The organism is Diaphorobacter ruginosibacter (genome assembly GCF_040396215.1).
GTDB classification, from domain to species: domain Bacteria; phylum Pseudomonadota; class Gammaproteobacteria; order Burkholderiales; family Burkholderiaceae_C; genus Diaphorobacter_A; species Diaphorobacter_A ruginosibacter_A.
In genome coordinates this window covers 22,986-36,623 of the sequence record NZ_JBEBOW010000016.1, presented here as the reverse complement: position 1 = coordinate 36,623, position 13,638 = coordinate 22,986, and the positions used below count along the sequence as shown (strand labels likewise).

Below are 13,638 nucleotides of genomic sequence, written 5' to 3'. Positions count from 1 at the left end.
GCGGCAGCCCCATGGATGCCTGCGGAAATCCGCAGCGGGTCATCCGTGGGGCGCCAGAACCAGGCCGGGCGACGCGGTTACTTCAGGGCGACGGCCTTGCCGGATGCGTCCTTGATCTCGGACCAGGACTTGTAGATCACTTCCTTCACGCTCTCGGGCATGGGAACGTAGTCCAGTTCGCCGGCCGTCTTGTCGCCATTCTTGTAGGCCCACTCGAAGAATTTCAGCGAAGTGGCGGCCTGAACCGGCTTGTCCTGCGCCTTGTGCATCAGGATGAAGGTGGCGGAGGTGATCGGCCATGCGTCCTTGCCGGGCTGCTCGGTCAGGATCTGGTAGAAGCTCTTGCTCCAGTCGGCGCCCGCGGCAGCGGCCTTGAAGCTCGTGTCGTCGGGCGACACGAAGTTGCCGTCCTTGTTCTGCAATTGCGCGAACGTCATCTTGTTCTGCTTGACGTAGGCATACTCGACGTAGCCGATCGAGTTGGGCAGGCGGCCCACAAAAGCGGCGACGCCCTCGTTGCCCTTGCCGCCCGCGCCGGTGGGCCAGTTCACGGCCGTGCCTTCACCGATCTTTTCCTTCCACTCGGGGTTCACCTTGGAGAGATAGTTGGTGAAGCCGAAGGTGGTGCCCGAGCCATCTGCGCGGCGCACCGGGGCGATCGTCGCATCCGGCAGATTCACGCCGGGGTTCAGTTCCTTGATGGCGGCATCGTTCCAGTTGGTGATCTTGCCCAGGTAGATGTCACCCAGAACCTTGCCGGAGAGCTTGAGCTGGCCGGGCGCGATGCCCTTGATGTTGACCACCGGCACGATGCCGCCGATCACGGTGGGGAACTGCACCAGGCCTTTCTTCTGCAGCTCGTCGTCCTTCAGGGGCGCATCGGAAGCACCGAAGTCGACGGTCTTGGCCTCGATCTGGCGCAGACCGGCACCCGAGCCCACGGACTGATAGTTGATCTTGACGCCGGTGGCCTTGTTGTAGTCGGCAGCCCACTTGGAGTACAGCGGAGCCGGGAAGCTGGCGCCAGCGCCGGTGGCTTCGCTTTGCGCCAGGGCCGAAGACATCGCGCCCATCGCCGCCAGACCAGCCACCAGAACCCGAATTGCAGACATTGTCATGAGAGAACCTCGAGGTTGAACAAAACTTGTGATGGAACGGAATGTAGAACCCGTATGTGACAACGACATGACACATTGAATTTGTCATACGTATTTTTCAAAGGGCCGCCGCCACGAAATCGTCACAAATCTGTCGCCGGCCATTCGTAACATGAATTTTTCAAAGCAGATTCACGTTGCCCGCCATGCCCTCCTTCATCGTTTCGTCCCCTGCCCTCAATCGGCGGCAATGGTTCAGGCATTCAAGCCTGCTTGCCGCTGCGGGTGCGTTGCTCCCCGGTGGCAATGCCCGGGCGGCCACGGAACCCGCCGCCGCCATGGCGGTCACGCAGATCGTGGACATGTCGCCCATGCAGCAGGACATCAGCCGCGACTTCCTGGCAGGCTCGCGCGCCGCCTGGCAGGAATACAACGCGCAGGAAGCGCCGCGTGGACGCGGCATCCGGCACCAGGTGATCGAGACTGACGGCAGCGCCGCCTCCATTCAATCGGCCCTTCGGACCGCGCAGGCCGACCATGCCTGCGTGGCGCTGTGCGGCTGCGCGGGCGATGCGGCGGCGGCGTCGATCGCGGCGCTGCAGCAATCCGCCGCCTCGCCCCTGCCCATCGCAGCCCCCTGGCTGCAGCGCCAATGGACGGACAGCGGCAACACGGTCTTTGCGGTCTTTCCCGACTATCAGGCGCAGATCGCGCATGCGATGAAGTCGCTGGCCGTCATGGGCGTCCGGCAGGCCGGCGTCGTCTATGCGACCTCCGGCCATCAGGCGGCGCTCGGCGCCTCCATCGCCGCGGCGGGCAGCGCGCAAGGCCTGAAACTGCAGGTGCTGCCTCCCGACAGGCGGCCCGCGGCGACGCCGGCGCTCGTCCTGTTCATCGGCGGCACCCCGGAGCTCCATGCGTTCGCGCACCGGCTGGGCGTACAGCCTGGATCGCACTGCTACCTGATCGCGCTGGCCGACGTGAATCTGCAGGTGCTCACGCAATTGGGCGGCATGCCGCGCAATGTCTCCGTGGTGGTGACGCAGCCCGTCCCCATGGTGAGCGCCAGCCTGCCCGTGGTCCGGAGCTACCGCGCGGCGCTGGGCAGGCTGTATGACGAGCCGCCCTCGCAGCACGGCCTGGCCGGCTACATCGCCGCGCGCTACACGGCGCAGGTGCTTGCATCGCTTGGCTCCTCGCCCGACCGCGCAAGCGCCATGGCCGCATTCCGCAGGCGTTCCGAGCAGGAAATCGGCGGCTACACGGTCGCCTATCGGGGCGAGAAACTCAGCGGCGCCAATGTGACCCAGAGCATGCTGACCTCCGATGGCCGCATCGTTGGCTGAAGATGTGTTCACGGTAGCCGCCAGACCACGTCCTTCACCGGGCGATGGAAGTCAGTGCTATGCTGCGCCGCGAGAAAAAAAGCGCGGAGCACTCCGCCCCTTTATGCAAGATGGAACATTGCTCGCCGCTGTCGACCTTGGCTCGAACAGCTTCCGACTGGAAATCGGCCGATATGAGCACGGCCACATCGAGAAGATCGAATACTTCAAGGAAACCGTGCGCCAGGGCGCGGGGCTCGATGAAGACCGCAACCTCACCGCCGAAGCCATGCAGCGCGGCTGGGATTGCCTTGCCCGGTTCGCCGAGCGGCTTGCTGGCTTTCCGCGCGCGCACGTGCGCGCCGTGGCCACGCAGACGCTGCGCGAGGCGCGCAACCGGGAGGCCTTCATCGAGCGCGGCAGCCAGATCCTTGGTTATCCGATCGACATCGTCTCGGGCCCCGAGGAGGCGCGCCTGATCTACCAGGGCGTGGCGCGGCTGCTGCCGCAGTCCGACGAGCGCCGCCTGGTGGTGGATATCGGCGGACGCTCCACCGAACTCATTCTCGGGCGGCAGTTCACACCATCCGCCGTGGCGTCGTTCCGCGTGGGCAGCGTCGCGTGGTCCACACGCTATTTCCCGCAGGGCCAGTTCACCGAACAGGCGTTCCAGACAGCCGAGATCGCCGCCAAGGCGGTGCTCGACGAAGCGCTCGACACCTACAGGCGCGACACCTGGGACGTGGCCTACGGCTCGTCCGGAACGGTGGGCGCCGTCGGCGACGTGCTCGTGGCCGCGGGAGGCCCCCAGGGCAAGGTCACGCTCGAAGGGCTGGACTGGCTCTACCGCCAATTGCTGGCCGCGCGCAGCGCCGAGCGCGTGCGCATGAACGGCCTCAAGGAAGATCGCCGCGCCGTCATCGGCGGGGGCGTGAGCGTGCTGCGCGCCATCTTCCAGCTTCTGGACATCGACGAATTGCAGGTGGCGCAAGGCGCGCTGCGCCAGGGCGCGCTCTACGACCTGCTGGACCGCGAACAGCCGCAGACCGATCTGCGCGCCTCCACCGTGCGCGGCCTCATGCAGCGCTTTGGCGTGGACGAGGCGCACGCCCGGCGCGTGGCGAAGATCGCCACCGGGCTGTTTCTGGGCGCGGCAGCGGACAGCGAACGCGCGGCGCGCAAGCTCGATTGGGCAGCGCTCCTGCACGAGATCGGCCAGCGCATCTCCCACAGCGGCTACCAGCGCCACGGGGCTTATATCCTCGACCAGACCGACGCGGCTGGATTCGCGCTGCCCGAGCTTCATCACCTCAGCCAGCTGGTGCTGGGCCACCGGGGCAAATTGCACAAGACGGCGGTCGAGCTGACTGACCCGCAATTCGTGCTGCAACTGATGTGCCTGCGCACCGCCGTCGCGCTGTGCCATGCGCGCCGCGATCCCGACACGCAAGGATTCTCGCTGCAGTTCGACGGACGGCGCTGCACGGTCCGCTCGCGCGAGGGCTGGTCGGCAAGCTACCCGCAGTCGGCCCATCTGCTGCACGACGAGAACCTCTGCTGGCAAAAAACGCCGTGGGAATATGTCACCGAACTACGGTGACAAGAAATCGAGAAACCGTATAAACTGTTTATATAGTTTCTCCACTTCTCCCATCATGACGAATCGCACCCAGACTCCCCCGGCGGATCCCGCCCCCATCACGGCAGCCGCAAAAAAAGTGATGCACAAGCCCACCGCGCCAGCGACGATGCCAGCGCCCGCCAAAGGCAGGACACCCGCTGCCAAGGCGGCCGTCCAGCCCGCCGTCAAGTCCGAGGCCCCGGCAAAGGCCAGGGCCTCGAAGGCGGAGAAACCCGCCAAGGCCGAAAAGGAAAACAAGGTCAGGAAGCCCAAGCTCGTGCGCGACAGCTTCACCATTCCCAAGGACGAATACGCCGCCATCGACGAGCTGAAGCTGCGCAGCGCCCGGCTCGCCCACCATGCCAAGAAAAGCGAACTGCTGCGCGCGGGCCTGAAGCTGCTCACGACGCTGGACGACCCGCAGCTGCTGGCCGCTCTGCAGGCCGTACCAGCCATCAAGACCGGACGCCCCGCCAAGAACGAAGACGGCAAGGCATCGAAGAAATAAGCCCTGCCGCACGGCGCGGCCAGAGAGGGTCTGCTAGAGGAAATCCGGCGACTGCACCGACAGCAGAATGGTCTCCTCCAGATCCTGCCGCCTGCGGTGGCGAAGCCACCAGACCGATCCTTTGCGGATCGCGCATTGACTGGCGGTCATGCCCAGCAGGAGCGCGGCCATTTCGCCCAGCATGGGCTGATGGCCAACCACCAGCACCGCGCCGCGCGAGCGCGGCCACTGGGCCAGTTCGAGCACATCCTGCACCGGGCCGCCAGGCAGCAGTTCAGCGCGCAGCTTGAACTTGCGGCCCAGCGCCCGCGCCGTCTGCTCGGTGCGCAGCGCCGGGCTGACCATCACGCGCAGGCCTTCGGGCAATTGGCGATCAAGCCACGCCGCCATGCGCGTCGCCTGCTTCTCGCCACGGCCGGTCAGCGGCCGCTGCAGATCGTCATCGCCGTCGCGCGCTTCCTCGGCTTCCGCGTGTCTCCAGAGAATCAGATCCATCGACCGCCTCTTTTCGGTTCTTCTTGCATGTCCTGGCTCAGCGGGCATATTCCGCGGGGCCGCCCTTGAGCCGTTGGCCCATGGGCGCATAGCGCTTCATCAACGCGTTCTGCGCCCCGATGCCATCCGTCACGCGCCGCGCGCGCTGATAGAGGCCGTCGGCCTGCAGCGTCCAGGCGTCGCGGTCATCGTGCAGATAGGCGACCAGGCATTCGTCGATGATCCGCTGGCGCAGCTTTCTGTCCTTCACCGGCCATGCCAGCTCCACACGGCGCAGCATGTTGCGATTCATCCAGTCGGCGCTCGACAAGTACAGCTCCTCGCTGTTGCCCGCTCCGAAATAGAACACGCGCGTGTGCTCCAGAAAGCGTCCGATCACCGATCGCACGCGGATGCGCTCCGAAACGCCCGGCACCTGCGCGGGCAGCATGCACGCGCCGCGCACGATCAGGTCGATGCGCGCGCCGCACTGGCCGGCCCGCAGCAGGGCGTGGATCAGCTCCTCGTCGGTCAGCGCATTCATCTTGGCGACGATGCGCGCATACTCGCCGCGCGAGGCCGCCTGCCCCACCTGCTCGACCATGCCGATCAGCCGCTTTTGCAGATCGAACGGAGCCAGCATCATCTGGCCCAGGTACGGCACGCGGTTCTGATTCGCCAGATGCTCGAATACCGCATCCATGTCGGCGGTCAGCGCCTCATCGGCCGTGAGCATGCTCAGGTCGGTATAGAGCCTGGCGGTGCGCGGGTTGTAGTTGCCGGTGGACAGATGCCCGTAGCGCCTGAGCCGCCGGCCCTCGCGGCGCGTGACCAGGAGCATCTTGGCATGCGTCTTGAGGCCGACGATGCCATAGACCACCTGCGCGCCCACCGACTCCAGCGCCTCGGCCCAGTTGATGTTGGCCTCCTCGTCAAAACGCGCCTTGAGCTCAACAACCACCGTCACTTCCTTTCCGCGCCGCACGCCTTCGCGCAGCAGGTCCAGCATCTGCGCATCCGAGCCGGTGCGGTAGATGGTCTGCTTGATCACCAGCACCTTGGGGTCTTCCACGGCTTCGCGCAGGAACGCAAGCACGCCGTCAAAACTCTCGAACGGCTGGTGGATCAGCACGTCGCGCTTCCTCAGCTCGGCAAAGATGGAGGCATTGCGCGCAAGCTGCGCCGGCCATGCGGGCTGCCAGGAGGGAAACAGCAGCGAGCGGTCCGCCACCAGTTCCACCAATTGCGACAGCCGCACCAGATTGACCGGCCCCGGGACACGATAGAGCGCCGCGGCTGGCAGATTGAACTGCGAGAGCAGGAAATCCGAGAGATGGCGCGAGCACCGGGAGGAAACCTCCAGCCGCACCGCCAGGCCGAAATGCCGGTGCTGCAAGCCCTGGCGCAGCGCCATGCGCAGGTTGCGCACATCCTCCTCGTCCACCGCCAGATCGGAGTGGCGCGTGACCCGGAACTGCGAGAATTCAGTGACTTCGCGCCCCGGAAACAGATCGGCCAGATGCGAGCGGATGATGCTGGAGAGGGTCACCAGCTGCACGCCATCGCGCGCCACCTCGGCGGGCAGCCGGATCACGCGCGGCAGGATGCGCGGCACCTTGACGATGGCGATCTCGTTTTGCCGCCCGAACGCATCTCCGCCTTTGAGCCGGACGATGAAATTGAGCGATTTGTTCGCCACCTGCGGAAACGGGTGCGCCGGATCGAGCCCCACCGGGATCAGCAGCGGCCGCACGTCGCGCAGGAAGTATTCGCGCACCCAGCGTTTTTGCGCGCTGTCGCGCTCGCCATGCGGGATCACGCGAATGCCGTGCGCCTCGAACGCGGGCATCAGCGATTCGTTGTAGAGCGCATACTGCCGCGCCACCAGGGCATGGGCCTTGTGCGACAGCGCCTCGAAGGACTGCGCGTCATATTCGCCCTTGGCCTCGCCCTGCTGCGCGGCCGTCAGGTGCGCCGCAGAGCGCACCTCGAAGAATTCGTCGAGGTTCGACGAGACGATGCACAGATAGCGCAGCCGCTCCAGCAAAGGAACGTCCTCGCGCACCGCCCAGTCGAACACCCGCTCGTTGAAGTCCAGAATGCTGTGGTCGCGGTCGAGCAGTTGCACGCTCCTTGCATCGGGGCCAGCCCCCGCGCGGGAGGTCCCCTGTCCGGACGAAATACCGTCCGTGACTGTCATCGGTGGAAGCGGCGAAGCGTAAAACGGCATACAAAATGATGAAATGCGAACGTGTCGGCAGCCAGTATCCAGCGCGGTTGTGACAAACGTATGACCGAGTCACCACTTTGTCACATCTTCCGCAACCAGCCAATATCAATATGCGCTGCTTTCACGACACACAATGCAGAAAACCTGATCCAACTACTGCGGCACAGCCTGCAGCCATCAGCTCCTGATTCAGTTCTGGAAAAAATGCTTGCGGTACTTGGCGGGCAGGTCGGCCAGCCGCATGAGCATCGGCAGGTCGGCCGTGTTGAAGTCCGGATCCCAGGCGGGAGCGCCCAGGATGCGCGTGCCCAGGCGCAGATAGCCTTTGATGAGCGCCGGCGGCTCCACGTCCAGGCTGCTGTCCAGGCTCTCCAGCGGGAGCGGCAATCGGGGGCGCACGTGGTATTCGATGGAAGCCATGTGGGTCTGGCTGACGCCGCGGTAGATGCTGGCGGCCACGTCGCCCGTCACCACGCCGTTGTGCAGCATCGGAATGCTCGCGCAGCCAATCATGGTGTCCAGTGAGTTGCGCATCATGAAATCCGCCAGCGCGCCCCAGAGCGCCAGCACGACGCCGCCGTGACGGTGTCCGGGGTGTACGCAGCTGCGGCCCAGCTCCACCATGCGGCTGCGCAGTCCACGCAGGCGGGTGAGATCAAACTCGGTATCGCTGTATGTGCTGCCCACGCGGCGCGCCTGCACGGGGGTCAGAACGCGGTAGGTGCCCACGACCTGGCGCGTCGCCGAGTCACGCACCAGCAGGTGCTCGCAGTAGTCGTCGAAAAGATCGATGTCGTGGCCCGCCACCGGCGAGCTCAGTTGCGCCCCCATTTCGGAGACGAACACATCGAAGCGCAGCTTCTGCGCCTCTCTCACTTCGTCGAGGTGGCGCGCCCACGCGACCTCAATCCCGCCACGCGCCTGTGCAGCTTGCCCCAGATGGCCCGCATCAGATGGGCGGTGAAGCGACCCCCTGGGCAAGGATTCATCGCTCAACGGCATGGTCGGGCTCGGCAGGTCGCTCATAGGTGCAATCCTCTTTTCATGGAGGACATGCCGGACGGCTACCGGGAAAGGAGCGCCCCGCCTCCGCAGGAAATTGTCAGAGGCGGCGGTGACGTGCGAGTGTCAGGATGATGACGGCTGGATGACGGGCGAAGCAGCCCGCTGGCGCTTCAGCCCGCGCGCGCCACGTCGGCGAGCAGCTGCGCATAGTGGTTGGCGTGATCGGCGTTCTCCGCTTCCACCATCACGCGCAGCAGCGGCTCGGTGCCGCTCGCGCGGATCAGGATACGGCCATTGTCGCCCAGCGTCTGCTCGGCCTCGCGCGTGGCATCGGCCAGCCGTTGGTTGGAGAGCCAGTCCTGTCCGGGCTGCAGGCGCACGTTCAGCAATACCTGCGGATAGAGCTTCATCCCGGCGAGCATCTGGGGCAGCGTCTTGCCCGCGCGCACGCATGCCTGCAGCACCTGCAGCGCGCTGACCAGGCCATCGCCCGTGGTGTGCTTGTCCAGGGCCAGCAAATGTCCCGATCCTTCACCGCCGAGCTGCCAGCCGCGCCGGGCGAGCTCTTCCAGCACATACCGGTCACCCACCTTGGCGCGCATGAATTCAACGCCTTTGCCGCGCAGCGCCAGCTCGACAGCCATGTTGGTCATCTGCGTGCCGACCACGCCCGGCAGAGCCTGGCCAAGCGACAGCCGGTCCAGCGCCATCAGATACAGCAGTTCGTCGCCGTTGTACAGCCGCCCGCGCTCGTCGACCATCTGCAGCCGGTCCGCATCGCCATCGAGCGCGATGCCGTAATGCGCATGGTTGGCCCGCACGGCACGCACCAATGCATCCGGATGAGTGGAGCCCACCTCGTGATTGATGTTGAAGCCATCGGGCGAGCAGCCGATCGAGATCACTTCGGCGCCCAGTTCGTGGAAGACCTTGGGAGCGATATGGTAGGCCGCGCCGTTGGCCGCATCGACGACGATGCGCAGGCCGCGCAATGTCAGGTCGTGCGAAAAAGTGCTCTTGCAGAATTCGATATAGCGGCCCGCGGCATCCTCCAGCCGGCGCGCCTTGCCAAGCGAATGCGAGTCGGCCCAGACCGGGGCTTCATCGAGCGCCGTCTCCACTTCCTGCTCCCAGCTGTCGGGCAGCTTGGTGCCCTGGGCGGAGAAGAACTTGATGCCGTTGTCGGGAAACGGATTGTGGCTGGCGCTGATCACCACGCCCAGGCTCGCGCGCTGCGCGCGCGTGAGATACGCCACCCCCGGCGTGGGCAGCGGCCCGAGCAGCACGACATCCACGCCCGCCGAGTTGAAGCCCGACTCCAGCGCGCTCTCCAGCATGTAGCCGGAAACACGCGTGTCCTTGCCGATCAGCACCGTCGCCCGGTCTTCCGCGCGCCGCAGCACGCGGCCGACGGCATGCGCCAGTTTGAGAACGAAGTCCGGCGTGATGGGGGCAACGCCCACAGTTCCACGGATTCCATCGGTTCCAAAGTAGCGGCGCGTCATCTATTTATTCCCTTTTTCATGCTTATGCATTGGTCGATTATCCCGTTACCAATGAAGCATCTCCACGTGAAATTGGCATCCGATTGTTCTCACCCGGTATTCAATCCGCTGGACGCTCCTGCGCGCGCATCGCATCCCATACCTTCAACGCCGCCACCGTGTCGCGCACGTCATGCACGCGCACCACTGCCGCCCCCTTCTCGACGGAGAGCAACGCAGCGGCGACGCTGGCGCCCAGGCGCTGGTCCACCGGCAGCCCGGTAACTTCGCCCAGCGAGGACTTGCGCGACCAGCCGGCCAGCCATGCATGGCCGGAGGATTGCCGCAGCGCATCCTGGCGGGCGAGCAGCGCGAAGTTCTGCTCCACCGTCTTGCCGAAGCCTATGCCGGCATCCAGCACGATGCGCTCGCGCGCCACGCCCATTTTCCGCAGGCCATCCGCCTGCTCGGCCAGGAAGCCCAGCACCTCCTCGACGACGTCGCCCGTCATGGTCTGCTGCTGCATGGTTTGCGGATCGCGGTGCATGTGCATCAGGCAGACCCCGCAGCGGAGATGGGCGGCGACCACCTCGCGGGCGCGCGGCTGCCGCAGCGCCCAGATGTCGTTGATGATGTCCGCGCCCGCGTCGAGCGAGGCCTGCATCACTTCGGGCTTGTAGGTATCGACCGAGAGCGGCACGCCCAGCGCGCTTGCCGCCTTGACGACGGGAATCACGCGCGCCAGCTCCACCTCAAGAGGTACGGCCGGGCTTCCCGGTCGAGTGGACTCGCCGCCAATGTCGAGAATGTCCGCGCCCTGCTCCAGCAGCGCCTCGCAATGCGCCAGCGCCGCCGGGACGCTGTCGTGACTGCCTCCATCGGAGAACGAATCCGGCGTCACGTTGACGATTCCCATCACCTTGGGGCGGTTCAGATCAATGAGAAAACGGCTGGTCTGCCATTGCATGCGCGAGGCTCCTCGATGAGCGTGGAATTCGGCTGCGCGGCCATGCGCTTCAGCCCTGAACGAGCCAACGGGGCCGCGAGGGCCCCGTTGACTGCGCTGGAAGATGGCTGCCTTCCTCAGGCTGCCGTGGGAGACGGATCGGACGTGACCGCTGGCGTGCCGCCGCCTGGATTGTCGCCACCGCCGGAAGGCGTGCGTGGCGTCCAGTCCTTGGGGGGGCGCGGCGGCTTGCCCGCCATGATGTCATCCAGCTGCTCGGCGTCGATGGTTTCCCATTCGAGCATCGCCTTCGCCATGGCATGCATCTTGTCGGAGTTTTCCTCGATCAGCTTGCGCGCCAGGCTGTATTGCTCGTCGATGATGCGGCGGACTTCAACGTCCACCTTCTGCATCGTCTCCTCGCTGATGTTGGTGGTCTTCGTGACCGAGCGGCCCAGGAACACCTCGCCCTCGTTTTCGGCGTAGACCATCGGGCCCAGCGCCTCGGACATGCCGTAGCGCATCACCATGTCGCGTGCGATCTGCGTGGCGCGCTCGAAGTCGTTGCTCGCACCGGTGGTCATCTGGTTCATGAACACTTCTTCGGCGATGCGGCCGCCAAACAGCATGGCGATCTGGTTGAGCATGAATTCCTTGTCGTAGGAATAACGGTCCTGCTCGGGCAGGCTCATCGTCACGCCCAGCGCGCGGCCGCGCGGGATGATCGTCACCTTGTGGACCGGATCGCACTTGGGCAGCAGCTTGCCGATCAGCGCGTGGCCGGCCTCGTGGTAGGCGGTGTTGCGACGCTCGTGCTCGGGCATGACCATGGTCTTGCGCTCCGGGCCCATGATGATCTTGTCCTTGGCCTTCTCGAAATCCTGCATTTCGACGGTGCGCGCATTGCGGCGCGCAGCCATCAGCGCGGCTTCGTTGCACAGGTTCGCCAGGTCGGCGCCGGACATGCCGGGCGTGCCGCGGGCGATGATCGCCGGGTTCACATCCTGCCCGACCGGGATCTTGCGCATGTGCACGTTCAGGATCTGCTCGCGGCCACGGATATCGGGCAGCGTCACATACACCTGGCGGTCGAAGCGGCCCGGCCGCAGCAGCGCCGCATCCAGGATGTCCGGACGGTTGGTGGCGGCCACCACGATCACGCCGAGATTGGTCTCGAAGCCGTCCATCTCCACCAGCATCTGGTTGAGGGTCTGCTCGCGCTCGTCGTTGCCACCGCCCAGGCCCGCGCCACGCTGGCGGCCCACGGCATCGATTTCATCGATGAAGATGATGCAGGGCGCGTTCTTCTTGGCGTTCTCGAACATGTCGCGCACGCGGGCCGCGCCCACGCCGACGAACATTTCGACGAAATCGGAACCCGAGATCGAGAAGAACGGCACCTTGGCCTCGCCAGCGATCGACTTGGCCAGCAGCGTCTTGCCGGTGCCCGGAGGGCCGACCAGCAGCAGGCCGCGGGGGATGCGTCCGCCGAGCTTCTGGAACTTGTTGGGGTCTTTCAGGAAGTCCACCACTTCCTTGACTTCTTCCTTGGCTTCGTCGCAGCCGGCCACGTCCGCGAACGTGACGGTGTTGTTGTTCTCGTCGAGCATGCGGGCCTTGGACTTGCCGAAGCTGAACGCCCCGCCCTTGCCTCCGCCTTGCATCTGCCGCATGAAGTACACCCACACGCCGATCAGCAGCAGCATCGGACCCCAGCTCACGAGCAGGGTCATCAGCAGCGAGCCTTCCTCGCGTGGCTTGACGTCGAACTTCACGTTGTTGTTGATGAGATCGCCCACCAGGCCGCGATCGAGGAAGGTCGCGGTGGTACGGATCTTGCGATCATCGCTGGTGACGGCCACGATCTCGGTGCCGCCGGGGCTTTCCTGGATGGTGGCGGACTTGACGCGCCCATCCCGGACCTGGGCCAGGAAGTCCGAATAGCCCACCGTGCCCGCAGCCACGCCGGCACGGGTGTCAAACTGTTTGAACACCGTAAACAGCACCATGGCGATCACGAGCCATACGGCGACTTTTGAAAACCACTGATTGTTCAAGCGGAGCTCCAGATTCTAAAAATATTCAACGTTCACGACGTGTCACAGCCATGGCACGTTGTTGTGCAGGTGGGGGCTATTTTAGGCATTTCAACGGGAATACCTATCCGATTTACCCCACTGCGGGCAATGGACAACGCTCAAAAAGTGCGCCCGGACACCCTCGAAAATGCTTTCAGGTGTTTTTCAACCCCATTCCGACCAGAAAAGTCTCTGACGATTTGTCCCGCGAGGCCTTGGGCTTGACCGGCTTGACGACCTTGAACGTGTTCTTGAACAACTGTACCAATTGCGAATATCCGCTGCCATGGAACAGTTTCACCACCAGCGCGCCCTCAGGCTTGAGGTGGTTCACCGAAAAATCCACCGCCAGTTCGATCAGGTGCGCAATGCGGACCGCATCCACCGAATCCACGCCCGAGAGATTCGGAGCCATGTCGGACACCACCACATCCACCGGGCGGCCGCCCACGGCCTCCTGCAACTGGCGCAATACGTCTTCCTCGCGGAAGTCGCCATGGATGAACTGAACGCCCTCGATCGGCTCCATGGGCAGCATGTCCAGGCCGATGATCGTGCCGTTGAGCGCGCCGGCCGCCGCCCCCGTGGGCGAGAGGCGGCGGCGCACGTACTGGCTCCACGCGCCCGGCGTGCAGCCCAGGTCCACGACCACGTCGCCGGGGCGGATCAGGTGGAGCTGCTCGTCGATTTCCTTGAGCTTGTAGGCCGCGCGGGCGCGAAACCCTTCTTTCTGGGCCAGTTTGACGTACGGGTCGTTGACGTGGTCATTGAGCCACGCCTTGTTGACCTTCTTGCTTTTGGTTTGAACTTTCATATGTTTTCCGGTCTTCCGGCGCCTTGCCCGGCAATAGACGGCCTCGATGGGCCTGC

The 13,638-nt window shown here is 65.0% G+C and carries 11 protein-coding genes; 3 read left to right on the top strand and 8 right to left on the bottom strand.

Features of this window, described 5'->3' with window-relative positions:
• Positions 1-77 precede the first annotated feature (77 nt).
• A complete protein-coding gene (gene pstS, locus ABWP92_RS03995) occupies positions 78-1,118 on the bottom strand; it encodes a phosphate ABC transporter substrate-binding protein PstS (RefSeq protein WP_353234057.1) in 1,041 nt (346 codons plus the stop codon).
• Between the two features lie 185 nt (positions 1,119-1,303).
• Between pstS and ABWP92_RS03990 the strand changes: the two genes are divergently transcribed.
• The 3 genes from ABWP92_RS03990 (at position 1,304) to ABWP92_RS03980 (ending at position 4,551) form a co-directional block, all read left to right on the top strand.
• On the top strand, positions 1,304-2,443 hold the full coding sequence (locus ABWP92_RS03990; RefSeq protein ID WP_353234056.1) for an ABC transporter substrate-binding protein: 1,140 nt from the start codon (positions 1,304-1,306) through the stop codon (positions 2,441-2,443).
• Between the two features lie 103 nt (positions 2,444-2,546).
• Positions 2,547-4,022: a Ppx/GppA phosphatase family protein gene (locus tag ABWP92_RS03985; RefSeq protein WP_353234055.1), complete on the top strand. Its 1,476-nt coding sequence runs from the start codon at positions 2,547-2,549 to the stop codon at positions 4,020-4,022.
• Between the two features lie 55 nt (positions 4,023-4,077).
• Positions 4,078-4,551, top strand: a complete 474-nt coding sequence (locus ABWP92_RS03980; RefSeq protein WP_353234054.1) for a hypothetical protein — start codon at positions 4,078-4,080, stop codon at positions 4,549-4,551.
• 33 nt (positions 4,552-4,584) lie between these two features.
• Here the strand turns inward: ABWP92_RS03980 and sixA are convergent, their stop codons facing one another.
• The 7 genes from sixA to ABWP92_RS03945 form a co-directional block, all read right to left on the bottom strand.
• Positions 4,585-5,046: a phosphohistidine phosphatase SixA gene (gene sixA, locus ABWP92_RS03975; RefSeq protein ID WP_353234053.1), complete on the bottom strand. Its 462-nt coding sequence runs from the start codon at positions 5,044-5,046 to the stop codon at positions 4,585-4,587.
• Positions 5,047-5,083: 37 nt separating this feature from the next.
• Positions 5,084-7,225, bottom strand: a complete 2,142-nt coding sequence (gene ppk1 / locus ABWP92_RS03970; RefSeq protein WP_502907444.1) for a polyphosphate kinase 1 — start codon at positions 7,223-7,225, stop codon at positions 5,084-5,086.
• 219 nt (positions 7,226-7,444) lie between these two features.
• Positions 7,445-8,281, bottom strand: coding sequence for a GNAT family N-acetyltransferase (locus tag ABWP92_RS03965; RefSeq protein WP_353234051.1), 837 nt, complete (start codon positions 8,279-8,281; stop codon positions 7,445-7,447).
• 149 nt (positions 8,282-8,430) lie between these two features.
• Entirely contained in the window at positions 8,431-9,765 is a 1,335-nt protein-coding gene (glmM, locus tag ABWP92_RS03960) for a phosphoglucosamine mutase (protein WP_353234050.1), read from the bottom strand.
• A gap of 100 nt (positions 9,766-9,865) precedes the next feature.
• Positions 9,866-10,711: a dihydropteroate synthase gene (folP, locus tag ABWP92_RS03955; RefSeq protein WP_353234049.1), complete on the bottom strand. Its 846-nt coding sequence runs from the start codon at positions 10,709-10,711 to the stop codon at positions 9,866-9,868.
• A 116-nt stretch (positions 10,712-10,827) separates the two neighbouring features.
• Positions 10,828-12,747 (bottom strand): ATP-dependent zinc metalloprotease FtsH, encoded by a 1,920-nt coding sequence (gene ftsH, locus ABWP92_RS03950; protein ID WP_353234048.1) that lies wholly within the window; start codon positions 12,745-12,747, stop codon positions 10,828-10,830.
• A 175-nt stretch (positions 12,748-12,922) separates the two neighbouring features.
• Entirely contained in the window at positions 12,923-13,582 is a 660-nt protein-coding gene (locus tag ABWP92_RS03945) for an RlmE family RNA methyltransferase (protein ID WP_353234047.1), read from the bottom strand.
• Positions 13,583-13,638: the final 56 nt, after the last annotated feature.